At 54.8% G+C, this 22,405-nt stretch carries 19 protein-coding genes; 5 read left to right on the forward strand and 14 right to left on the reverse strand.

What is annotated here, in order from left to right; genetic code table 11:
* The first annotated feature begins 10 nt into the window (after positions 1-10).
* The 3 genes from bshA to CA264_RS13375 all read left to right on the forward strand — a co-directional run bounded on the left by bshA (position 11) and on the right by CA264_RS13375 (position 4,313).
* Positions 11-1,147 carry an N-acetyl-alpha-D-glucosaminyl L-malate synthase BshA gene (gene bshA / locus CA264_RS13365; protein ID WP_025607855.1) on the forward strand — a complete coding sequence of 379 codons (1,137 nt, stop codon included), beginning with the start codon at positions 11-13 and terminating at the stop codon, positions 1,145-1,147.
* A gap of 117 nt (positions 1,148-1,264) precedes the next feature.
* On the forward strand, positions 1,265-3,157 hold the full coding sequence (gene serA / locus CA264_RS13370) for a phosphoglycerate dehydrogenase (protein WP_025607857.1): 1,893 nt from the start codon (positions 1,265-1,267) through the stop codon (positions 3,155-3,157).
* Positions 3,158-3,224: 67 nt separating this feature from the next.
* Complete coding sequence (locus CA264_RS13375) at positions 3,225-4,313, forward strand: aminotransferase class V-fold PLP-dependent enzyme (protein WP_025607858.1); 1,089 nt, start codon at positions 3,225-3,227, stop codon at positions 4,311-4,313.
* Positions 4,314-4,606: 293 nt separating this feature from the next.
* Here CA264_RS13375 and CA264_RS13385 read toward each other — a convergent pair whose 3' ends face one another.
* The gene (locus CA264_RS13385; RefSeq protein WP_036776180.1) at positions 4,607-5,140 is read right to left on the reverse strand and encodes a DUF7935 family protein; all 534 of its coding nucleotides are present in this window, start codon (positions 5,138-5,140) and stop codon (positions 4,607-4,609) included.
* 154 nt (positions 5,141-5,294) lie between these two features.
* Here CA264_RS13385 and CA264_RS13390 point away from each other — a divergent pair, with 154 nt between their 5' ends.
* Entirely contained in the window at positions 5,295-5,642 is a 348-nt protein-coding gene (locus tag CA264_RS13390; RefSeq protein ID WP_025607863.1) for a HesB/IscA family protein, read from the forward strand.
* A 504-nt stretch (positions 5,643-6,146) separates the two neighbouring features.
* On the opposite strand, the gene CA264_RS13395 is transcribed toward CA264_RS13390, so the two are convergent.
* The 11 genes from CA264_RS13395 to CA264_RS13445 all read right to left on the reverse strand — a co-directional run bounded on the left by CA264_RS13395 (position 6,147) and on the right by CA264_RS13445 (position 18,177).
* Entirely contained in the window at positions 6,147-7,028 is an 882-nt protein-coding gene (locus CA264_RS13395; RefSeq protein WP_025607864.1) for a ChaN family lipoprotein, read from the reverse strand.
* Positions 7,029-7,129: 101 nt separating this feature from the next.
* Positions 7,130-7,792, reverse strand: a complete 663-nt coding sequence (locus CA264_RS13400; protein WP_025607865.1) for a DUF6624 domain-containing protein — start codon at positions 7,790-7,792, stop codon at positions 7,130-7,132.
* Positions 7,793-7,867: 75 nt separating this feature from the next.
* The gene (locus CA264_RS13405; RefSeq protein WP_025607867.1) at positions 7,868-9,223 is read right to left on the reverse strand and encodes an ABC transporter permease; all 1,356 of its coding nucleotides are present in this window, start codon (positions 9,221-9,223) and stop codon (positions 7,868-7,870) included.
* Positions 9,216-10,127 carry an ABC transporter ATP-binding protein gene (locus tag CA264_RS13410; protein ID WP_025607869.1) on the reverse strand — a complete coding sequence of 304 codons (912 nt, stop codon included), beginning with the start codon at positions 10,125-10,127 and terminating at the stop codon, positions 9,216-9,218. The genes CA264_RS13405 and CA264_RS13410 overlap by 8 nt, the downstream gene beginning before the upstream one ends.
* A gap of 191 nt (positions 10,128-10,318) precedes the next feature.
* Entirely contained in the window at positions 10,319-11,470 is a 1,152-nt protein-coding gene (gene dnaJ, locus CA264_RS13415; protein WP_025607870.1) for a molecular chaperone DnaJ, read from the reverse strand.
* Positions 11,471-11,473: 3 nt separating this feature from the next.
* Positions 11,474-12,040, reverse strand: coding sequence for a nucleotide exchange factor GrpE (locus CA264_RS13420; protein WP_025607872.1), 567 nt, complete (start codon positions 12,038-12,040; stop codon positions 11,474-11,476).
* A 307-nt stretch (positions 12,041-12,347) separates the two neighbouring features.
* The gene (gene obgE, locus CA264_RS13425; protein ID WP_025607873.1) at positions 12,348-13,340 is read right to left on the reverse strand and encodes a GTPase ObgE; all 993 of its coding nucleotides are present in this window, start codon (positions 13,338-13,340) and stop codon (positions 12,348-12,350) included.
* A gap of 21 nt (positions 13,341-13,361) precedes the next feature.
* A complete protein-coding gene (locus CA264_RS13430; RefSeq protein ID WP_025607874.1) occupies positions 13,362-13,958 on the reverse strand; it encodes an adenylate kinase in 597 nt (198 codons plus the stop codon).
* 128 nt (positions 13,959-14,086) lie between these two features.
* Positions 14,087-14,629: a hypoxanthine phosphoribosyltransferase gene (hpt, locus tag CA264_RS13435; RefSeq protein WP_025607876.1), complete on the reverse strand. Its 543-nt coding sequence runs from the start codon at positions 14,627-14,629 to the stop codon at positions 14,087-14,089.
* Between the two features lie 93 nt (positions 14,630-14,722).
* Entirely contained in the window at positions 14,723-16,987 is a 2,265-nt protein-coding gene (locus CA264_RS13440) for a sodium-translocating pyrophosphatase (RefSeq protein ID WP_025607877.1), read from the reverse strand.
* Between the two features lie 275 nt (positions 16,988-17,262).
* On the reverse strand, positions 17,263-18,177 hold the full coding sequence (locus CA264_RS13445; RefSeq protein WP_025607879.1) for a M20/M25/M40 family metallo-hydrolase: 915 nt from the start codon (positions 18,175-18,177) through the stop codon (positions 17,263-17,265).
* Positions 18,178-18,288: 111 nt separating this feature from the next.
* On the opposite strand from CA264_RS13445, the gene CA264_RS13450 reads away from it, so the two are divergent.
* Entirely contained in the window at positions 18,289-19,536 is a 1,248-nt protein-coding gene (locus CA264_RS13450; protein WP_025607880.1) for a tetratricopeptide repeat protein, read from the forward strand.
* Positions 19,537-19,623: 87 nt separating this feature from the next.
* Here CA264_RS13450 and CA264_RS13455 read toward each other — a convergent pair whose 3' ends face one another.
* Both CA264_RS13455 and CA264_RS13460 read right to left on the reverse strand, forming a co-directional pair.
* On the reverse strand, positions 19,624-20,592 hold the full coding sequence (locus tag CA264_RS13455; protein ID WP_025607882.1) for a UDP-glucuronic acid decarboxylase family protein: 969 nt from the start codon (positions 20,590-20,592) through the stop codon (positions 19,624-19,626).
* Entirely contained in the window at positions 20,589-21,947 is a 1,359-nt protein-coding gene (locus CA264_RS13460; RefSeq protein WP_025607883.1) for a UDP-glucose dehydrogenase family protein, read from the reverse strand. The genes CA264_RS13455 and CA264_RS13460 overlap by 4 nt, the downstream gene beginning before the upstream one ends.
* Positions 21,948-22,405 lie beyond the last annotated feature (458 nt).

Raw genomic sequence — 22,405 nt, forward strand, 5'->3', positions numbered from 1 at the left:
ATCTGAAACTATGAGAATTGGTATAGTTTGTTACCCAACCTTCGGCGGAAGCGGCGTGGTAGCCACTGAACTAGGCAAGGCGCTTGCCCTGAAAGGGCATAACGTGCACTTTATCACCTATAGCCAACCTGCCCGCCTGGACATGTTCAGCGAGAACCTGTTTTACCACGAAGTATATATTCCTTCTTACCCGCTCTTCCAGTACCCGCCCTATGAGCTGGCGCTGGCGAGCAAAATGGTGGACATCGTGCGGTTTGAGAAACTGGATGTACTGCACGTGCACTATGCCATTCCGCATGCCTCGGCGGCCTACATGGCCAAGCAGATACTGCGCACCAAGGGCATCAACATCCCGATCATCACCACCCTCCACGGCACCGACATCACCCTGGTGGGCAAGGATGCCTCCTTTGAGCCGGTGGTTACCTTCAGCATCAACCAGTCGGATGGCGTGACAGCCGTGTCCGACAGCCTGCGCGCCGAAACCTACGACTACTTCCAGATAGAGAAAGACATTGAGGTGATCCCTAACTTTATCAACCTGGAGAAGTTTAAGCGCCAGAAAAAAGAGCACTTCCGCATGGCCATCGCGCCGAACAATGAGAAACTGCTGGTGCACACCTCCAACTTCAGGGGCGTAAAGCGTGTGGAGGATGTGATCCGTATTTTTGCGAAGGTGCGCCAGAAGGTGTCGAGCAAGCTGCTGATGGTGGGCGACGGGCCGGAGCGCCCGAAAATGGAGAAGCTGTGCCGTGAGCTGCAGATTTGCCAGGATGTCCGCTTTTTGGGCAAGCTGGAGGCCGTGGAGGAAGTACTCTCTATAGCCGACCTGTTCCTGATGCCATCCGAGAAGGAGAGCTTTGGCCTGGCCGCACTGGAAGCCATGGCCTGCGAGGTGCCGGTGATATCCTCTAACGCCGGTGGCATTCCGGAGCTGAACATAAACGGGGAAACCGGCTTTGTGAGCCCTGTGGGAGCCGTGGATGAGATGGTGGAGAACGCCCTCTACATTCTGGACGAGGAGCACCTGCCCCACTTTAAGGCCAACGCCCTGAAGCGCGCCCATGACTTTGATATCGAAAAGATAGTGCCGCTGTACGAAAAGCTGTACCAGCGGACAATTAACGAGCAACTGGCACTGCTGTAGCCTCTTTGCTTTAGATAGGAAGCAATAAAAAGAACCGGTCACCTGCTGCGTGGCCGGTTCTTTTTTTATACCTTAAAGGCTTCTTTATGTGCGCCTTCTTACGCCCTATACTAAACCATGAGCAAAGACAAGTACTTTATTATTGACTTCGACAGCACCTTTACACAGGTAGAGGCGCTGGATGAGTTAGGAGCCATCTCGCTGCAGAACCACCCGGAGCGCGAGCGCATTCTGGAGCAGGTGAAGCAGATCACCGATAGCGCCATGGCCGGCAGCAGCTCGTTCGCTGAAGGCCTGGCCAAGCGCCTGGAGCTCCTGCAGGCTCACCAGAGCCACCTGCCGCTGCTGATCAACAGGCTAAAGGAGCGCGTGTCCGAGTCCATTCGCCGCAACAGGGACTTTCTGCAGGAGTACGCCGACCAGATCCTGATCGTGTCGAGCGGCTTTAAAGAGTTCATCACCCCGATTGTAACAGAGTACGGTATAAAGGAGGAGAACATCTACGCCAACACGTTTCACGTGGATGCGCAGGGCAACCTGACCGGCTTCGACAAGGAAAACCTGCTGAGCCTGGACAAAGGCAAAATAAAGCTCCTGGAGCAGTTGGCGCTGCCCGGCGACGTGTACGTGCTGGGCGACGGCTACACCGATTACGAGATAAAAGAGGCGGGCATGGCCAACAAGTTCTACGCCTTCACCGAAAACGTAGTGCGCGACAGCGTGGTGGCCAAGGCAGAGCATATTGCCCCAAGCCTGGATGAGTTCCTGTACCAAAACAAACTTCCGATGGCAATATCATACCCTAAAAACCGCATTAGCGTGCTGTTGCTCGAAAATGTGCACCCTCAGGCTGTGGAGCTGTTCCGCAGAGAAGGCTACCAGGTAGAGACGGTAAGCGGGGCGCTGAGCGAGGAGGAGCTTTGCGAGAGGATAAAGAATGTTTCCATACTTGGTATCCGCAGCAAGACACACGTAACACGCAAGGTGCTGGAGCACGCCAACCGCCTGATGTGCGTGGGCGCCTTCTGCATCGGCACCAACCAAATAGACCTGGATGCCTGCCTGGAAGCCGGTATAACGGTGCTTAACGCCCCCTACAGCAACACCCGCAGTGTGGTGGAGCTGGCGCTGGGGGAGATTATCATCCTGAGCCGCAACGTGCTGGACAAGAGCAGTAAAATGCACCAGGGCAAGTGGGATAAGTCTGCCTCGGGCAGCTTTGAGGTGCGCGACAAGAAGCTGGGCATCGTTGGCTACGGCAACATCGGGGCACAGCTGTCGGTGCTGGCAGAGGCGATGGGCATGGAGGTCTACTACTACGATGTGGTGGAGAAGCTGCAACTGGGGAACGCCCGCAAATGCAACACGCTGCACGAGTTGTTGGAGAAGGCCGATTATGTGACCCTGCACGTGGACGGGCGCCCGGAGAACAAGCACATGTTCGGAGCCGAGGAGTTCGCCACCATGAAAGAGGGCGCTATTTTCTTGAACCTGAGCCGCGGCCACGTGGTGGACCTGCAGGCACTCGTAGCAAGTCTAAAGTCCGGCAAGATCAGCGGCGCCGGTATAGATGTGTTCCCCGAAGAGCCCGCCACCAACAGCGACCCGTTTGAAAGCGAGCTGCGCGACCTGCCCAACGTGATCCTGACGCCGCATATCGGCGGCAGCACCTCCGAGGCACAGGTCAACATCGCCAACTTTGTCCCGAACCGCATCATGGACTACATTAACTCCGGCAATACCTACGGCAGCGTGAACTTCCCGAACCTGCAGTTGCCGGAGCTGAAGAACGCACACCGCCTCATCCACATCCACGCCAACGTGCCGGGCGTGCTGGCCAATATCAACCAGGTGCTGGCAAAGAACCACGTCAACATCCTGGGCCAGTACCTGAAAACGAATGAGCGTGTGGGCTATGTCATCACCGATATCGACAAAGCCTACGACAAGCAGGTGGTAAACGACATGAAGCAGGTACCGCACACCATCAAGTTCCGCATCCTTTATTAAGACGCAACAGGTTTGCCCGGCACAAGCAGACACTTGCGCCAGGGTCTATTATTTACAGGAAACATCCATGAACAACAACATATACTTTACACCCGGCCCGTCTGAGCTGTACCCCACGGTGCCGCAGCACCTGCAGGAGGCGCTGGCACAGAAGATCGGCAGCATCTCGCACCGCAGCAAACAGTTTCAGGAGATCTATGCCAGTGCTGAGGCGGGCCTGAGGCAGCTGCTGCAACTGCCGGATGAGTATGAGGTGCTTTTCTTGTCATCAGCCACGGAGATTTGGGAACGGGCTGTTCAGAACAACGTGCGCCGCGAGAGCTTTCACCTGGTGAACGGCTCCTTCTCCAAACGCTTTTACGAAACAGCCCAGGAACTGGGCCGGGAGGCGCAGCAGCACACGGTCCCTTTCGGCCAGGGGTTTGATACGGCAAGTATAAAGGTGCCTGCTTCGGCAGAGTTGGTGGCTTTGATCCAGAACGAAACCAGCTCCGGTGCCTGCATGCCGGTAGAGGAAATTAACCAGTTCAGAGCAAAGTCCCCGGCTGAAGCCTTGATTTACGTGGATGCCGTTTCCTCGCTGCCCTACCCCGCGTTTGACTATGCCAAAGTAGACTCGGTGTACTTTTCGGTGCAGAAGTGCTTTGGCTTGCCCGCCGGCTTGGGGGTGTGGCTGGTGAACGACCGCTGCATGGCCAAGGCCAGAGAGCTGCAGGAGCTTGGCCTGTCGACAGGGTCTTACCACACGCTGCCGTCGCTGCTGGAAAAAGCGCTGAGCCACCAGACAGTGGAAACTCCAAACGTGCTCAACATTTACCTGTTAAGCAAGGTGCTGGAGGATATGAACAGCAAAGGCATTGAAGCCATCAGGAAGGAAACAGAAGCCAAAGCAGCCAAGATTTATACTTACCTGGAGAGCAGCAGCGTTTTTTCTCCTGCCGTTGAGAACCCACAGCACCGCTCCAATACGACCATCGTAGCCAACTCAACTGTACCTGCCTCAGAAGTAAACAAACACCTGGCAGCGTTCAACATGCAGGTTGGCAGCGGCTACGGCAAGTATAAGGAGAGCCAAATCCGTATTGCCAATTTCCCGGCCCATAGTCCGGAGCAGGTTGATAGGCTACTAGAAAAGCTTCAGGACCAATTTAGGTAGTCATAAAAAAGAGGGTCAAGGGCAATCCTTAACCCTCTTTTTTATATGTAAGTCAGCTCACCTGCGCCCTCTCAACGGGAAAAGGCAACAAACTCTATTGCCGTTAACAGCACAAGCAGGCAAAAGGTAACCACCAGAGCTAGTCCGGCTTTCTTAAACTTTGAGTTGTCCTTTTGAATAAGACCAGCAAGCAGATAGCCGAGCATACATAACAGCCCCACAGCTGTACCTAAAAGCTTTGTTAGCCAAATCCACGTCATTCTCTCTCAGTAGTCGCTCTTAATTGCGCCTCTTTAAAAAGTCTGCCGCGCCTCCTGTTTCGCCGCGCTGATGGCACGGGCAGTCGGGTCCAGCTCATTGGTGAGCACGCTTTCCAGCACGCGCTTCGCCAGGTCTGTACCTCTGGCGCCTTCCGGCAACTCTTTAAACCCCTTGTTGATCATGTTCACAACATCTTCGCGGGCATGGTTTACCTGCTGCCACACCTGCTCGCTCATGTACACCTGCTGCGACATGTTATGGCTAAACTCGTTGCGGATCTCTGCCAGCAGCACCCGGTGGTACTCGGAGGCCGACTGCCCTGCCGGGCTTACGCGCAGCAGCAGGTTGCTCGGTGTAATGCGCTCCAGCAACAGCACGACCCGCTCGTATGCCTGCAGCCGTATTGGCAGCACCACGCCTGTGTTTTTCTCGTCTTTTTGGGTTGCCCGCAGCCGGTCCTCACGCTCGTAATGCTTTTGCAACAGGTAATAGGCCCCTGCCACCAGCACCAGCGCAGGTAAAACCAGCTTTAAAAGGTCCACCAGCAGAATTATAAAATCACTCATCTCGTCTGTATTTGAAAGTATAAATATCGCAAAAAATTAATTTAGGATACATGAATCATTTCCGTACTTTGCCTGTTAAGGAAGTACAGGGCACAGCCTAAGCATTTTTGCTTAAAATTGCCTAAGTTTGTGGCTACAAATAATGATCGATACTATGGCAACAGAAACTAAAACTGCACCTATAAGTTTGACGGAAAGAGCCTTGGAAGAGGTAAAAAATATTTTAAAGGAGAAGAATGTACCTGCAGAGTACGGCTTGCGCGTTGGTGTGCAGGGCGGTGGCTGCTCCGGGCTTTCTTACCTGCTCGGCTTTGATAAGCCAAAAGAGTCTGATGAGACGTTTCTGCTGGATGGCGTGACCCTCATTATGGATAAGAAGCACGGCATGTACGTGATGGGTATGGAGGTAGACTTTCAGGATGGACTGAACGCCCGCGGCTTTACCTTTAACAACCCACAGGCTAGCAGCACTTGCGGCTGTGGCAGCTCCTTCTCCGCTTAACCGAGAAACCTTCTTTCTCTTAGATAGGCAAAGCCCGGCTAGTACAGCCGGGCTTTGCTGTTTTTAGAGCTACAGCGCATCTCCCTTCTCTGGCCTTCCTAGCCCTATTCTAGCGCAAGTATTCAGACTCGTGTCTTAAACAGTATCGAGCTCGACCGGCTTGAAAAGCCACACTTACAGCTTATATTTGAAATAGCTTCTCTGGCGCAAGCGTCCGCTTGTGCCGCGACTGCCGCTGCTATACTTCCATAGCCTCTGCTTTCTAGCTTCCGCTCATCCTACAGCTCCCACGCACCTACCGTTTCACCTTACGCTTTGGAGCGCTCACGGCCGCGAGGCCTCGTGCTGGGGCCAGGGGTGGGGCCTCCTGAGTAGCTCTAAGCACAGTGTTTATACTTGGGCAGAGGCAGTTACAGACTCCACTCCTTAGACAAGCAGGGACAGGCGCGGTTGCACCCGAAGCTACAAGACTAACTCAAGACTCTGAACTGTTGACTCAGAACTCTAAAAGGTCCGTGTCATGCTTTCAGGCACCACAAGTATAAAATCAGCTTTTTCTCTATTCTCCGCTGCCAGCTTTGCTAGGTCCTGCTGCAGCACGGTCGTGATCGTACGGGTTTTCACGCCCGGTTTCGCCTGCTTTAGATACCAGCCAATGCCTTCGAAGTTATCGGAGTGGTAAGCCCCGTTGAGGTGCAGCACCTGCCTACCCTGCTTTACCTGCTCCAGTATGAAGTGCGCCATGGTAGCGTCTTTCAATGCCTGTGCCTGCACAATGTTTAGGCTCTTTGTGTTGCCGTGGGTGCCGCCGCCGAACATCGCCAGCATGTTTTTGTAGCCCGGCAACTCCATATCCACTGCCACAGGCAAGGGAGCCATGTACTTCTTGGCATCTTCTGACACACCTTCTAAAGCCGACAAGCTTCCGCCGGACACCATGGCGGCATAGCGGCGCGGCACGTTGGTCGCAGCAACCGGAATGTTTTGCTCCCTGGCATAGCGGATAACAGGTCTATAATCGGTGGCGTAGTTTGGCCACGGCCTCGACTCCTGCTCAAAGTTCTTTTCCGGCACCTGCCCCGCCAGGTACTCGTCCAGCACCAGCTGCACGTCTGCCTCAAACATTTCAGCGCCTATGGCAAAGCTCTGTGGCTTAAGCTGGTGCAGGTCTTTGGCCAGCTCCAGCTGCATCCAGTGGGCGATCGGGTCGTTGTGCTGCTCGCCAAACAACACCACGTCTGCCTTCTGAAGCTCATCCAGCATTTTGCCGTAGCTTATACTTTTGCCCTCCCTAGTAAAGAGGCGGTAAGCAGGTTTATCGTTTTTCTGCGCCATGGCTAGCACTGTTACAGTCAGGAAAAAGAGGGTGAACAAGCTGTGTTTCATACAATACTGCTGTCTGGTTTAGCAACCTAAGTTAACAAAAATAGCCGGCACCAACGGTACCCGGCTATCGTTATACTGTAACAAGGCTGCAAAGGCTGTTACTAAAAGCTTACATGCTCTTCCGGCAGCTTTTCCTCAGGATCAAAAACAGCTCCTAACCTTTTCGCGTTCTCCTCAACGGTCAGTTCGAAACCTGCCGCTGCCCTGCGTTTGTTCACGTTCTTTACATCCTCAACAGGCCATACAGCAGCTCTCCCGTCCTCCCTGATATAGGAGACCACCTGCGTGCCGTACCGCTGTTTCTTTCCCTGGAACATCAGTAACCGATCTCTCATCATGGCCGCATCTGCAGTGCTTGCCTCCCCCTGAAGGGCAAGCTCCTCCATTTCGGGCAGGTACTTCTCAATCGTATTCAGGCTGGCGTGCTGCACTACCACGAATAAGGCGTCAGCTGCCTTCTCTCCTATTTTACTCTTTGGCAGCCAACCGTACCGGTCAAGGATAGGGAGCACCTTTGCCTGATTAAGGGAGTCCACCTGCCGCATCTGCTTCATAAACTCTTGCTGTACACCAGGGGTAGCGTTCACAGAGTCCCAGTTTACATCCCGCACGCCCTGGTCAAGGTCATAGGTTTCCTCCAGTTCCGCTTGCAGCAGCGCATAGTTAGGCTCCTCCTCCTTTACAGCTACAGCCGTGTTACTGTCTGCCGCGTTTTGGCAACCAATGGCTAGCAGCAGCAGGATAGCCGGTAATATCGTTCTCATGCTTTTTTCTTGAGGCCGGACACCGCGCCACACAAACACGCTGTGCCGTGCGATCTGGTACCCAGCGTTTTTAACCTATACCCTGTAGAACAGCCACTTCGACAGCTCCTTGTAGTTTACCTTCTTGCCGTACATCAGAATGCCCACACGGTAAATGCGGCTGGCAATCCAGGTCGTGAAGATAAAGCCGGCAACCAGTAAGCCCATCGAAAGCAGCAGCTCCCAGGCAGGCACGCCGAACGGCACGCGCACCATCATCACGATTGGGGAGGTTAGGGGTATGATCGACATCCAGAAGGCCACCGGCCCATCAGGGTTCTTGAGCACAACGGAGTACGACATAATGAAGGAGATAACCAGCGGAATGGTAATCGGCATCATAAACTGCTGCGTATCGGTTTCGTTGTCCACGGCGGCACCTATGGCCCCGAACAGCGAGCCGTACAGCAGATAGCCGCCCAGGAAGTAAAACAGGAAGCATACGAAGATCAGCCCCACATTCAGGTTAGCGAGGCTCTGCTTCACATCCCGGATGGTGCTGGCGAACTCATCCTTCTCTGCCGGGTTATCCACTGTCGCCCCGCCTTCCTCGACGTCCTCGCCTTGCGCGGCCACCTGGCCAGCGGCGTACTGCGCGGCCGGCGACGGAGCGGCATCAATGCCAAACGCAGCCGAGACGCCCGTAACGGCCACAAAGGAAAGTACAATCCAGAGCAGAAACTGCGTGAGGCCCACGGCGGCGATGCCGATGATCTTGCCCATCATCAACTGAAACGGCTTCACCGACGAAATCATCACCTCCACAATACGGCTGGTCTTCTCCTCTATCACGCCCCGCATAATCTGCACCCCGTACAGGAAGATGAAGAAGTATATGACCACGGCACCGACCACGCCTGCTATTGAGGTAATGATGGCGTTGTTGTCCTTCTCTCCCTGGTCACTCAGGTTAATGGCCGTCAGGTCAACGTTTGCTTTTATCTTATCGAGCGTTTCGCGGTCCAGGCCGGAGGCCAGGTAGCGCTGGCTTTCGATCTCCTTCTCCAGCATGTTCTCCAGGCGCACCTGTGTCTGTATGCTGATGTTCTTCTTGCCGTACACCACAAAGCCCTCGGGGTTGCTCAAAGACATCTCCGGGATGTACAGCAGCGCCGTGTTATCGGTCTCCTGGTACACGGTTTTGGCCTGATCGAGGGTGCCGGCCAGCGGAATGAAGTTCAGGTCCTTCTTGTTCTGCAGCTTCCCTTCGAACAGGCCGCTCTTGTCCAGTACCATCACCGTCTCCGTTTCATCGGACATGGAGATAAGCAGGCCTGGCAGAACCATGAAGGTGGCCAGTAGCAGCGGCGTGAGCAGGGTCATGATGATGAAGCTCTTCTTGCGCACGCGCGACAGGTACTCGCGCTGTATTATCAGCCATACTTTAGACATGGTGTGTTTCCTTTACTTTACGGATGAAGATATCGTTTATACTTGGCACCAGCTCTACGAAAGAGTGCACCTCTACGCGCTGAATCAGGTAGCGCAGCAGGTCGTTTGGCGTGGTGTTGTTCAGCAGCCGCACGTTTGCCCTAAAAACGCTGTGGTGGTTGTGCTGCTCCAGCACCTCAAAGTCCGGGGAGGTGATCATGAGCTGCCCGTTGCCGATGATCTGGTAGGTATCGGTTTTGTAGGCGTCTCTTATCTCCCTCACAGGCCCGTCCAGCACTTTATGGGCGCGGTTAATCAAGGCAATGTTATCGCAGAGCTCCTCCACCGACTCCATCCTGTGCGTGGAGAAGATAATGGAGGCCCCTTTATCGCGCAGGCTCAGGATCTCGTCCTTGATCAGGTTCGCGTTGATCGGGTCAAAGCCGGAGAAAGGCTCGTCCAGGATGATCAGCGACGGCTCATGCAGCACCGTGGCGATAAACTGCACCTTCTGCTGCATCCCCTTCGACAGGTCCTCGATGTTCTTGCCCAGCCACTCCCGTATCTCGAAGCGGTCTACCCACGCCTTGATACGGGCCGTTGCCTCCGGTTTGCTCAGGCCCTTTAACTGTGCCAGGTACAGCAGCTGCTCCCCCACCTTCATTTTCTTGTACAGGCCCCGCTCCTCCGGCAGGTAGCCCATTTCCCGGATGTGGTCGGGCCGCAGGCGCTGGCCTCTAAAGTACACACTGCCGCTGTCGGCGCCCGTAATCTGGGTGATAATGCGGATGAGAGAGGTTTTGCCGGCACCGTTTGGCCCCAGCAAGCCAAAAATACAGCCCTGCGGAATTTCGAAGCTCACGTTGTCGAGGGCAGTGTGGTTGGCGTAGGTTTTGGTTACGCCGTCAATCTTCAGAATGCTCAAGGATATCTGTTTTTGGTATGTTCAAATATATACATTCTGCCGTATAGTACGCCAGCGCCACGCTATTTAATCGACTAAGGCAAGAATAAAGCGGACGAAACCGAGCCATGCCCTCTGGGAGGAGGGAAAACAAAAAGCCCGGCCTTCCTTATACGGAAAGCCGGGCTAAACTATAGTTGAGGGAAGTCCTTTTACTGGAAGTAGTCTTTCACCTTCTCAAAGAACCCTTTCTCGTTCTTACCGGGGTTCGGGGTAAAGTTGCTGGAGTAGCGCAGCCCTTCCAGCACGGCCTTTTCATCGCTGCTCAGGCTCTTCGGCGTCCAAACGTTCACATGGATCAGCTGGTCGCCCTTGCCGTAGCCGTTGATGTCCTGGATGCCTTTGCCGCGCAGCCTGAAGATCTCACCGCTCTGGGTACCCGGCTTGATGTTGATCTTCACCTTGCCAGAGATGGTGGGCACCTCTACCTCTGCGCCCAGGGCAGCGTCTACAAAGCTGATGTACTGCTCATAGATCACGTTGTTGCCTTCGCGCTTCAGGGTTGGGTGCGGCTCCTCCTCAATCTGGATCAGCAAGTCGCCCGGCACGCCGCCTCGCTCCGGCACATTGCCCTTGCCGCTCATAGACAGCTGCATGCCGTCCATTACGCCGCCCGGCACGTTGATGGCGATCACCTCCTCCTGCAGCTCTCTGCCGCTTCCGTGGCAGGCCTCGCAGTTATTGGTCACGATGCGGCCCTCGCCGTTACAGGTAGGGCAGGTTGCCGTAGACACCATCTGCCCCAGCATGGTATTAACCACCTTACGCACCTGGCCCGAGCCTTGGCAGGTACCGCAGGTTTGCATGTCGGTGCCGTTTTTGGCGCCGTTGCCCCCGCAGGTGCTACAGGCCACATAACGCTTCACCTTGATTTTTTTCTCTACGCCGTTGGCTATCTCCTCCAGGTTCAGCTTTAGCTTAATGCGTAGGTTAGAGCCTTTACGGGTACGGCGCCCGCCCCCTGAGCGAGCACCTCCGAAGAAGCTCTCAAACGGGCTGCCACCGCCGCCGCCAAATATGTCACCGAACTGCGAGAAAATATCCTCCATGTTCATGCCACCGCCGCCGCCGAAGCCGCCGTTCATGCCCTGGTGGCCGAACTGGTCGTAGCGCTGGCGCTTCTGCTGATCGCTCAGCACTTCGTACGCCTCGGCCGCTTCCTTAAACTTGTCCTCAGCCGTAGGGTCGTCCGGGTTTTTATCGGGGTGGAATTTAATGGCGATCTTGCGGTAAGCCTTCTTTATCTCTTCCTGGCTCGCGCTCTTGCTTACCCCCAAAATCTCATAATAATCTCTCTTAGCCATTACTTACGCTCCTATTATTACTTTCGCGAATCGGATAACCTTCTCGTTCAGGGTGTACCCTTTCTCTATTACATCTACAATCTTGCCTTTCAGCTCGTCGGACGGCGCAGGGATCTGCGTTACGGCCTCGTGCAGTTCGCTGTCAAACTCATCGCCGGCCTTCGTCTCCATGGGTTTCAGGCCTTTCTGCTGCGTTACGTGCTTTAGTTTATGGAACACCAGTTCCAGGCCCTGTAGTATCGCATCCGGGTCAACCTTCGCCTCTATCGACTGGCGCGCACGCTCCATATCGTCCAGCACCGGCAACAGATCCGACATCACATCCTGGGAAGCCGTTTTGGCCAGCTCCAGGCGCTCTTTGGCTGTGCGGCGGCGGAAGTTCTCAAACTCGGCCATCAGGCGCACAAATTTATCTTTCATCTCTGCCAGCTCTATCGCCGTGGTGTCTTCCTGCGTTTCTGCAGCAGTGTCTCCGGCTGCTTCGTTCTGCTCCTCTTCAGTAGCCGCGTTGGCAGTTTTTTCCTGCAATTCCTCTTGTTCCTGCTCCTTTTTAATATTTTTATCTGACATAATGCCTTAAAAAAGTTAGGTTGATTGGTCTATAATGTCTTGTCAATTGTCTTGCCAAACATGCCGTCGTGCCATTCTGACACCAATTAATTTTAATTGAGTGACTGTGTGCACATTGGGCGGCCGGCTTTGTCACCCGACAGGCACCCGCCACCACAGCCGCTGCTGCCTTTCTGCCCCTCCGCAAAAGGATAAGTGAAAGCAGCCGCTGTTTAGGCAGCACGCCTCTTGGCGCATCAAAAAAAATCGGTAGAAAGCTTTGCAGCCTCTACCGATCCTTGGTTTTATACTTGTTCCGGGCTGTACGCTAGCTGTTGAGTGCCTCCCAGATCATATCTTTTAATTGGGTGATGTTCTTGCCCGTTATACTGGAGATGAACACCGCCGGAAGCTCCTCTGGCAAGGTTTTGCGCATTTCCTCCTCCAGCTCCTCATCCAGCATGTCGGATTTGGTGATGGCCAGGATGCGCTTCTTGTCCAGCAGCTCCGGGTTAAAGGTTCTCAGCTCGTTGAGCAGCACCTGGTATTCCTCGGCAATGTCTGCGCTCTCACAGGCAACCATAAACAGCAGCATGGAGTTCCGCTCTATGTGCCGCAGGAAGCGCAGCCCAAGCCCTCTTCCTTCCGAGGCCCCCTCGATGATACCCGGAATATCGGCCATCACAAAGGATTTGTAGTCGCGGTAGGCTACCACGCCCAGGTTGGGCTCCAAGGTGGTGAAGGCATAGTTGGCAATCTTAGGTTTGGCCGCCGAAACCACCGACAGCAACGTCGATTTACCGGCGTTCGGGAAGCCGACAAGGCCCACATCGGCCAGCAGCTTCAGCTCCAGCACCACCCACTCCTCGATGCCTGGCTCGCCTGGCTGGGCGTAGCGCGGGGTCTGGTTGGTAGGCGATTTAAAGTGTGCGTTGCCCAGGCCGCCTCTGCCGCCGGGTGTAAGTATGATTTCCTGCCCGTCTTCGGTGATCTCGCACATTACCTCGCCGGTCTCCACGTTTCTGGCAATCGTGCCGAGCGGCACTTCCAGCACCTCGTCTTTGCCTTGCGCGCCGAAAGAGTGGTTAGGCCCACCGTTCTGGCCGTTCTCGGCAATAATGTGCTTGCGGTACTGCAAGTGCAGCAGCGTCCAGAGCTGGGCGTTGCCGCGAAGTATGATATGCCCGCCACGGCCGCCGTCGCCCCCGTCGGGGCCGCCTTTGGCCGTTAGCTTGTCGCGGTGCAAGTGCGCGGAACCTCCGCCACCATGCCCTGAGCGCGAGCAGATTTTAACGTAGTCTATAAAGTTGCTTGATGCCAAATCTTCTGTTTAAGCGTTCGCTTATTTTTTCTCGTCCTGCTTTTCCTTCACTGCATCAACCTGCTGGCACAGCGCCTTGAAGATATCCTCTATCTCCCCGATGCCATCCACCGCGTAGAATTTGCCCTGGCCGGCATAGTAGTCTGCCACAGGTGCTGTTTTGGTATTGTACTCCTGCACGCGCTTGCGAATCAGCTCTTCGTTCTGGTCGTCCGGGCGGCCAGAGGTTTTGCCGCGCAGCAACAGGCGCTTGGTTAGCTCCTCGTCATCCACGCGCAACGCGATCATGCAGGAGATCTCCGTGCCGTTGTCCTGCAGCAGCTTATCGAGCCCCTGTGCCTGCGGCACTGTGCGCGGAAAGCCGTCGAAGATGAAGCCCGGTGCATGGCGGTGCTCTTTCACCTTGTTTTCGATCATGCCGATCACGACCTCATCCGGCACCAGCAGGCCGTTGTCCATCAGTTTTTTTGCTTCCAGGCCCAGGGCTGTGCCAGCGGCAATCTCAGAGCGAAGCAGGTCACCAGTCGAAAGGTGAATCAGGTTGTATTTATCAATCAGATTTTGACTTTGGGTACCTTTACCAGCACCTGGAGGGCCAAACAAAACGATGTTGAGCATATCTTCTAGCTTAATGTAAAAAGCAAATATAAGTATAAATCCTATGTACTTTCTGAATATTTGAGCGGCAGGCTGAGTAGCTACTTCAACGGCGCTAAAAGCCTCCTAACGCTAGTCTTACCCCAGGGTTACGACACAATCTTGTAAATATCGCGAAGGTTTCTGCCCAGGCCGTTGTAGTCCAGACCGTAGCCCACCACAAAGTCGTTGGGAATGCTGCGGGCCACGTATTTCACCTCTATCTGGTGCTGCAGGCACTCTGGCTTCATCAGCAGCGTCGCTATCTCCACCGAGGCCGGGTTGTGCTCTTTCAGCTGCTGTAGCAGGCCGTGCACGGTGTGGCCGGTGTCCACGATATCCTCCAGCACGACCACATGGCGGCCGCGGATATCCTCGGTCAGGCCCAGCAGCTCTTTCACTTTGCCTGTGCTGTGCATGTCCTGGTAGCTCTTCAGGCGGATAAACGAAATCTCGCAGGGTACGGAAACGCGCTTCAGCAGATCAGAAACGAACATAAAAGAGCCATTGAGCACAGCCAGGAAAAGTGGCTGCTTATCGGCGTAATCTTCATCGATCTGCTCTGCCAGTATATTAATGCGGGCAATGATCTCTTCCTCAAAAATATAAGTGCTAAACTCACAATCGTGAATCTTAACGGTACGCGGTTCCATATAATAGTTAGTTAATACCTGTACAAAGGTAGGTATAAAATAAAAAACAAGCCCAACACAAAGGCTGGGCTTGTTAATTTAAAGCGACAAAGTTTATTTAGCAGCGCCAACAAAACTGAGCGCCACCGTGTTAGGCGCGTTTATACTTGCGCTGGCTGTGCCCGGGGCGGCCTCGCCCCGGTTCAGGTTAATGGGCTCCAGCTCGATGGGCGCTTCCGGTATGGCCGGCTCCTGCTCCAGGCCAATATGCGGAGCGATCACCAGCGACACAATGGACATCAGCTTGATGAGGATGTTCATGCTTGGGCCGGAGGTGTCCTTGAAGGGGTCGCCCACGGTGTCTCCGGTGACGGAGGCTTTGTGCGGGTCGGAGCCTTTGTACTCCATCACCCCGTTGATCATCACTCCTTTCTCGAAAGACTTCTTGGCGTTGTCCCAGGCGCCGCCGGCGTTTGACTGGAACATGGCCATCAGCACGCCTGACACAGTTACTCCGGCCAGCAAGCCACCCAAAATCTCAGGGGACGAGGTGTCCGGGAATACGCCTCTGAAGCCAAAGCCGACGATCAGCGGAACGATCAGCGCAATCGCCCCCGGCAGCATCATCTCCCGGATGGCCGCCTGCGTTGAGATCGCCACGCACTTGTCATACTCCGGCTGGCCGGTGCCTTCCATAATCCCCGGAATCTCGCGGAACTGACGGCGCACCTCCTGCACCATGGCCATGGCCGCCCTGCCTACCGCGGAAATCGCCAGCGCAGAGAAAATAAAGGGAATCATGGCCCCGATGAACAGCCCCGCCAGCACCGGCGCCTTGTACAGGTCAATGGTGCGGATCCCGGCAATCCCCACGAAGGCGGCAAAAAGCGCCAGCGAGGTAAGGGCAGCGGAGGCAATGGCAAAGCCCTTACCCGTGGCGGCTGTGGTGTTTCCTACGGCGTCGAGTATATCGGTGCGTTCGCGCACCTCTTTTGGCAGCTCGCTCATTTCGGCGATGCCTCCGGCGTTGTCGGCAATGGGGCCGAAAGCGTCAATGGCCAGCTGCATGGCCGTGGTGGCCATCATACCCGCCGCCGCTATGGCCACGCCGTACAGGCCCGCCGCCGCATAAGACAGCACAATGCCGGCCGCCAGCACAATAATGGGCAGCACCGTAGAGTGCATGCCTACCGCCAGGCCGGCAATAATGTTCGTGGCGTGGCCGGTGGAAGACTGCTGCACAATGGAGTTCACCGGCTTTTTGCCCATTGCCGTGTAGTACTCCGTGATGATGCTCATCAGAGAGCCGACAATCAGGCCCACGATTACGGCCATGAAAACCCCCAGCTCCGTAAACTCAAAGTTGCGCAAAACCAGGTTCTCCGGCAGCAGCCACACGATAACGAAGTACGAGGCAACCGCTGTCAGCAGCACAGAGATCCAGTTACCGCGGTTAAGCGCCGCCTGCACATCCCCTCCCTCACTCACGCGCACAAACAGCATCCCGATAAAGGAAAACACGATACCCAGACCGGCAATCAGCATCGGAAGTATAATTGGCGACAGGCCGCCGAAGTTGTCCGCTACCTCTACCTCGCGCCCCAGCACCATCGTCGCCAGGATAGTGGCCACGTACGAGCCGAAGAGGTCTGCCCCCATCCCGGCTACGTCGCCTACGTTGTCGCCCACGTTATCGGCAATGGTGGCCGGGTTACGCGGGTCATCCTCCGGGATACCGGCCTCTACCTTGCCCACCAAGTCGGCCCCCACGTCGGCGGCCTTGGTGTAAATGCCGCCGCCCACGCGCGCGAAAAGCGCTATACTCTCAGCACCCAGCGAGAAACCGGTGAGCACCTCCAGCGCAATCTCCATTTGCACACCGTGCACATCCGCCCCGGGGCTCACTACAAACAGGAAGTAGAAAAGGATAAAAAGGGACCCGAGGCCCAGCACGGCCAGTCCGGCCACGCCCATGCCCATTACAGAGCCCCCTGCAAAAGAAACCTTAAGTGCCCGGGAAAGGCTGCTGCGGGCTGCCTCGGCCGTTCGCACGTTGGCTTTGGTCGCGATGCGCATCCCAATAAAGCCGGCCAGCGCCGAAAAGCAGGCCCCAACGATAAAGGCGCCTACGATAAGCGGGTGCGACTTCTCTCCGGTATAGCCCAGGTAAGCCAGAAACAAGGATGCGATGATGACAAAATAAGCCAGCACTTTGTACTCGGCTTTCAGGAAGGCCATGGCGCCGTCGGCAATGTGGCGCGCAATGCTGCTCATGCGCTCGTTGCCGCTCGGCTGCTTCGTCACCCAGGCTGACCTGATGCCCGTGTAGATCAGGGCCGCCAATCCAAAGGCAGGAATTGCGTAGAGAATAGTTTCCATTCGGTGTCTTTAAGGGTTAAAGAGATATTCATATATACCTATTATAAATAAAAAAGATTCTCTAGACTTTTCCAAACATTAAACGTCCTTTCCTGCAGCGGCACCCGCAGGCTATCCCCTTAAAGCTTAACAGGTTGCATGGCTTGTGGCAAAATCACCCCTGGCACGCCCCATACCGCCTCTCCTGCTGGCCCACAGGCACAAAAAAAGCCGACACCGCTACAGTATCAGCTCTTCTTGTTAATCCTTTGGAAACGGGGGCTACCGGACTAATCCTAAAGCTTGTCCATAAGCACCTTGTACAGGGCCACCATACTTTCGATATCCTTCTTGTGCACGATTTCGTTGGGCGTGTGCACATTGTCTTCAGGCGCTCCTACAAAGCACCAGTCCCAGGGGTAGGCGCTGTGCTGCAACTCCTTGGCATCGCTTCCGCCCGAACCCTCCACCTCCAGCTGGTAAGGCACCCCGGCTTCTTTGGCAATACCGATAATGCGCTCTACATAAGCGCGGCGCGGGATAAGGCTGTCGCGCATGGAAATTACGACCCCGTTCCCTGCCTGCACACCCTCCGTTACCCAGGTAATGTCTGAGATGAGCCCCTGCTTTACGCGGTACTGCTCATAGATGTACTTCGCCAGGTAGGCCACGGAACCACCGCCGTGCTCTTCCCAGCAACTGAAGGCAATAATGCCGTTCTCCATCGTTTCGGCTACCTGCAAGGCGCTCCAGATGCCCAGGCGGTTATCCAGGTAGCAGCTCTGCACGCTTTCCTCCGTCTCCCTGAAATCGCATTTAAAGACCAGTTCCGTCCCTCTTTCTATCTCGCGCTCATAGGCATAGGTAAGGGCATGGGTGTCTTCGTCAAACTCCAGCGTACACTCAATCTCTCCCTGGCTATCCTTGCCCACCAGCTTATAGCCCGTCTCCAGGTCCGGGCCGCCGATCCTTACCAGTTGATTGCCGTAGCGCACCGTGAAACCGATGGAGTCCATGTGAGCGAAAATTGCACTCCTCGGCTTGCCGAACACCAGCAGAACACAGTCCTGAAAGCCCTCTCCGCACAGCACCAGCGGCGGCTGTTTCCAGTGAACTTTCTGTTCTTCGATATAGTTTACCAGAAAATTTGACAGATTTTGCTCATTACCAGAAGGCGCGTGAATTTTGCAGAGCTTTTCCAGAAGTTTCATAATTAATTTCTTTTTATGGAATTCAAAATTAGCAGATTTGTTGTACTTTTATTCTAGCAAACTTAATAGCGCCACAGGTAGCTTCTAACCTCTAATATTATCCGGCTTTACATGAAGAAGTTCTTTTCCGCCCTCTTCACACTTTTCTTTCCTTTCCTGGCTATAGCACAACAGCCTGCCGCGCCTTCTGACTCGACGGCCATGCGGCAGGTAACGTTCAATGAGATCGAAGTATTGCCGTCTGCTACCAAGGTAAAGGGCATGCTGCTCCTTAACAAGGACGTGCAGTACGAGCTGGAGGGCGCGGTTGACAACATGTACAACTTCAAGTATGAGCGTGCCGAGAAGCAGTTTAAATCGCTGCGAAGAAGGTATCCGGAGCACCCGCTGCCATACTTCCTGATGGGCCTGAGCCAGTGGTGGAAGATAGTTCCGACCAATATTCAGACACTCAAGTACGACGACCTCTTCTTCGCTTACATGGATACGACTATTCAGAAGGCAGAGGCCATGTATGACGCCGACGACAGCAATGTGGAGGCTGCCTTTTTCCTGGCTGCCTCTTATGGCTTTACAGCACGCCTGCACTCTGAGCGCAGCAACTGGCGCAAAGCCACTGTAGACAGCAAGCGCTCCCTGGACTTTATGGAGAAAGCAAAAGCAGGAAACGGCCTGAGCCCGGAGTTCCTGTTCGGGGAGGCGCTCTTTAACTACTACGCAGTTTGGATACCAGAAAATTACCCTATGCTGCGCCCTGTGCTGGTTTTCTTCCCCAACGGAGATAAGCGCCTGGGCCTTAAGCAGCTCTCTTTCGTAGCCAACTCCGGCTTTTATACCGGCACCGAGTCTAAGCTCTTCCTGATGAAAATTCTCGCCAATGAGGAGAAGGACATGGAGGGCGCCCTGAAGATTGCAGAGGACCTGGCACTTAAATACCCTGACAACGCCTACTTTGCCCGCTTCTATGCACGCCTGCTGTTTGTACAGGGGCACTTTACCAAGGCAGAGCGTGTGTCGCTGGATATCTTGCAGAAACTGGAGCAAAATATGCCTGGCTATGAACCGGTCAGCGGCCGCTACGCCTCTTACATCCTGGCGTATATTAACCAGCACAAATACCGTGATTTTGAAAAGGCCAAGCAGTACTACCAGGGTGCCATCGCTTTTGCCGAAATGACAAATGAGCGCGACTCCGGCTACTTTATCAATTCATACCTGAACCTGGCCCGTATCGCCAAGCAACAAAAAGACCGAGCCGCCGCCAAAAAGTACTACGCTGTGGTCATTAAGGCAAGCGATAAAAAGTCACCGAACTACAAGGAAGCCAAAAGCTACCTGAAGGCAAACAAAAAGAGCTAAAGCTGTAACAAGCAGTAGTAGCTACAAACAGAAGGGGCTGCCGATAAAGATCGGCAGCCCCTTCTGTTTGTATTTAGTAGGGTGTAACTAAACAGCCGCAGGCTGCTCAGTATTACTCAGAATCTTTTCCTTAAAGAACTCAAGCGTGCGCTTCAGCCCCTCTGCTCTGTCTACTTGCGGCTCCCAGCCCAGCACCTGCTTAGCCAGCGTGATGTCCGGCTGGCGCTTCTGCGGGTCGTCCTTCGGTAACGGCTGGTAGTCCACCTTCAGCTCCACGCCTGTCAGGCGGCAGATTTCCTCGGCAAACTCCCGTATGGTGATTTCCGATGGGTTGCCAACGTTCACCGGCATATGGTAGTCGCTAAGCAGCAGGCGGTAAATGCCTTCCACCAGGTCGTCCACATAACAGAAGGAGCGCGTCTGGCTACCGTCTCCGAAGATGCTCAACGGCTCACCACGCAGCGCCTGGCTCAGGAAAGCAGGCAGTACGCGTCCGTCGTCGAGGCGCATCCGAGGGCCGTAGGTGTTGAAGATGCGCACAATGCGCGTCTCCAGGCCGTGGTGCATGTGGTAGGCCATGGTCATGGCCTCCTGGAAGCGCTTGGCTTCGTCGTAGCAGCCACGTGGCCCCACCGGGTTCACATTCCCCCAGTAGTCCTCCTGCTGGGGGTGCACCAGCGGGTCGCCGTACACCTCCGAGGTGGAGGCAATGAGCATGCGCGCACCCTTGGCTTTGGCAAGGCCAAGCAGGTTGTGCGTACCCAGTGAACCCACCTTCAGCGTCTGGATCGGGATCTTCAGGTAATCGATCGGGCTGGCCGGCGAAGCAAAGTGCAGGATGTAGTCCAGGTGCCCCGGTACGTGCACGAATTTGGACACGTCGTGGTGGTAGAACTCAAATTGCTCCAGCTTGAACAAGTGCTCAATATTCTCCAGGTTTCCGGTGATGAGGTTGTCCATGGCGACCACATGGTAGCCCTCGTTGATGAATCTATCGCACAGGTGAGAGCCAAGGAACCCGGCTCCACCGGTAATCAATACTCTTTTTCTGCTCATAATTTAACGGTTGCCTCTGTTTGCTGGGTTTGCTTCTTCACACCGATGCCGTAGTAGGAGAATCCTTTCTCACTCAGATCAACGCCATCGTAGATGTTTCTGCCGTCGAAAACCACCTTGTCCTTCATTAGCTTGCTTACTACAGCGAAGTTCGGGGAGCGGAACTCAGGCCACTCGGTCACCAGTAGCAGCGCATCGGCGTCGATAAGTGCCTCGTACTCATCCTTGCCGTACTCAATGGTGTCACCCAGGATGTGACGGGCTTCCTCCATGGCCACCGGATCATAGGCTCTTACCTTGGCGCCCTGCTCCAGCAGCTTGCGGATGATCACCAGCGAAGGAGCCTCACGCATATCGTCAGTCTTTGGCTTGAAAGACAAGCCCCAGATGGCAAATGTCTTGCCCGACAGGTTGCCCTGGAAATGGCTGTGAATTTTATTATAGAGCACCGACTTCTGGTTCTCATTCACCTCCTCCACAGACTGCAGCACGCGCATTTGGTAGCCGTTCTCAGAGGCTGTGCGGATCAGCGCCTTCACATCTTTCGGAAAGCAGGAGCCCCCGTAACCGATGCCCGGGTAGATGAACTTATTGCCAATGCGCACATCGGAGCCGATGCCCTTGCGCACCATGTTCACGTCAGCGCCCATGATCTCGCACAGGTTGGCGATGTCGTTCATGAAGCTGATCTTGGTGGCCAGCATGGCGTTGGCAGCGTACTTGGTCATCTCGGCAGAAGGGATGTCCATGAAGATGAGCGGGTGACCGTTCATCAGGAAGGGCTTGTAGAGCTTCTTCATCACCTTCTCAGCCTTTTCGGAGGCTACTCCCACCACAATGCGGTCCGGCTTGAGGAAATCTTCGATAGCGGCACCCTCCTTGAGGAACTCCGGGTTAGAGGCCACGTCAAACGGGATGTCCACGCCGCGTATCTCCAGCTCCTCCTCAATGGCCTGGCGCACCTTCTGGGCTGTGCCAACCGGTACGGTACTCTTGGTTACCACCACCATATAGTCGGTCATGTTGCGCCCGATCTCGCGGGCCACGCCCAGCACGTACTTCAGGTCAGCCGAGCCATCCTCTCCCGGAGGGGTGCCCACAGCGATAAAGGCCGCCTCGCAGCCACAGCCCTGGATAGAGCCGGCAAGATCAGTGGAGAAGGAGAGACGCTCCTTCTGCGCATTGCGCGCCACCATCTCATCCAGCCCCGGTTCATATATGGGAAGGATCCCCTTTTTCAGGTTCTCTATCTTTTTCTCGTCAATGTCGATGCACGTCACATCGATACCCACCTCGGCAAAGCATGTGCCCGTTACCAGGCCAACGTACCCGGTGCCAACTACAGCTATTCTCATAGATAATTTCTTAAGGCTACAAATATAATAGTATTAAAGAAGACAGTTTGCAAGCAAGCTGTTAAACAATTCAAAGATGTACGGTTTTATGGGGTGCTACTGGCATTCTTCTAAAGTACAGCGTACAGCAGTGGTTTCATACCTACACCTCAACCTAGGTAGAGCAAGATGGGTTCAAACTCCGAAAGCCTCCTCTCATTCAGCCCCTCCTCTTGCGGAGTAGAAACACGCACATTCAGGATAACGCTAGTCTAACCGAAACGGATACACCTGCAGGCGCAATCTGTCAGCAGCAGCATCCTCTAGTCGGCACAAGATACGGCGTTTATACTATATTTGTTTTCCTGTGTGCCTGCCCCTCCTAAGTAATGGGCAATTCAGGCAGCTACTACAGCGGCCCTAAGACTACTTTCCTCTGCTCTGCCGCGTTTGCCAGTCATGTTCCACAGGCTAAAGTT

This window comes from Pontibacter actiniarum (assembly GCF_003585765.1).
Lineage (GTDB): Bacteria > Bacteroidota > Bacteroidia > Cytophagales > Hymenobacteraceae > Pontibacter > Pontibacter actiniarum.

Excerpts from the sequence above, each read along its gene's own strand:
- bshA (WP_025607855.1), top strand. The coding sequence starts at position 11 with ATGAGAATTGGTATAGTTTGTTACCCAACCTTCGGCGGAAGCGGCGTG.
- serA (WP_025607857.1), top strand. The coding sequence starts at position 1,265 with ATGAGCAAAGACAAGTACTTTATTATTGACTTCGACAGCACCTTTACA.
- CA264_RS13375 (WP_025607858.1), top strand. The coding sequence starts at position 3,225 with ATGAACAACAACATATACTTTACACCCGGCCCGTCTGAGCTGTACCCC.
- CA264_RS13385 (WP_036776180.1), bottom strand. The coding sequence starts at position 5,140 with ATGAGTGATTTTATAATTCTGCTGGTGGACCTTTTAAAGCTGGTTTTA.
- CA264_RS13390 (WP_025607863.1), top strand. The coding sequence starts at position 5,295 with ATGGCAACAGAAACTAAAACTGCACCTATAAGTTTGACGGAAAGAGCC.
- CA264_RS13395 (WP_025607864.1), bottom strand. The coding sequence starts at position 7,028 with ATGAAACACAGCTTGTTCACCCTCTTTTTCCTGACTGTAACAGTGCTA.
- CA264_RS13400 (WP_025607865.1), bottom strand. The coding sequence starts at position 7,792 with ATGAGAACGATATTACCGGCTATCCTGCTGCTGCTAGCCATTGGTTGC.
- CA264_RS13405 (WP_025607867.1), bottom strand. The coding sequence starts at position 9,223 with ATGTCTAAAGTATGGCTGATAATACAGCGCGAGTACCTGTCGCGCGTG.
- dnaJ (WP_025607870.1), bottom strand. The coding sequence starts at position 11,470 with ATGGCTAAGAGAGATTATTATGAGATTTTGGGGGTAAGCAAGAGCGCG.
- CA264_RS13420 (WP_025607872.1), bottom strand. The coding sequence starts at position 12,040 with ATGTCAGATAAAAATATTAAAAAGGAGCAGGAACAAGAGGAATTGCAG.
- CA264_RS13430 (WP_025607874.1), bottom strand. The coding sequence starts at position 13,958 with ATGCTCAACATCGTTTTGTTTGGCCCTCCAGGTGCTGGTAAAGGTACC.
- hpt (WP_025607876.1), bottom strand. The coding sequence starts at position 14,629 with ATGGAACCGCGTACCGTTAAGATTCACGATTGTGAGTTTAGCACTTAT.
- CA264_RS13440 (WP_025607877.1), bottom strand. The coding sequence starts at position 16,987 with ATGGAAACTATTCTCTACGCAATTCCTGCCTTTGGATTGGCGGCCCTG.
- CA264_RS13445 (WP_025607879.1), bottom strand. The coding sequence starts at position 18,177 with ATGAAACTTCTGGAAAAGCTCTGCAAAATTCACGCGCCTTCTGGTAAT.
- CA264_RS13450 (WP_025607880.1), top strand. The coding sequence starts at position 18,289 with ATGAAGAAGTTCTTTTCCGCCCTCTTCACACTTTTCTTTCCTTTCCTG.
- CA264_RS13455 (WP_025607882.1), bottom strand. The coding sequence starts at position 20,592 with ATGAGCAGAAAAAGAGTATTGATTACCGGTGGAGCCGGGTTCCTTGGC.
- CA264_RS13460 (WP_025607883.1), bottom strand. The coding sequence starts at position 21,947 with ATGAGAATAGCTGTAGTTGGCACCGGGTACGTTGGCCTGGTAACGGGC.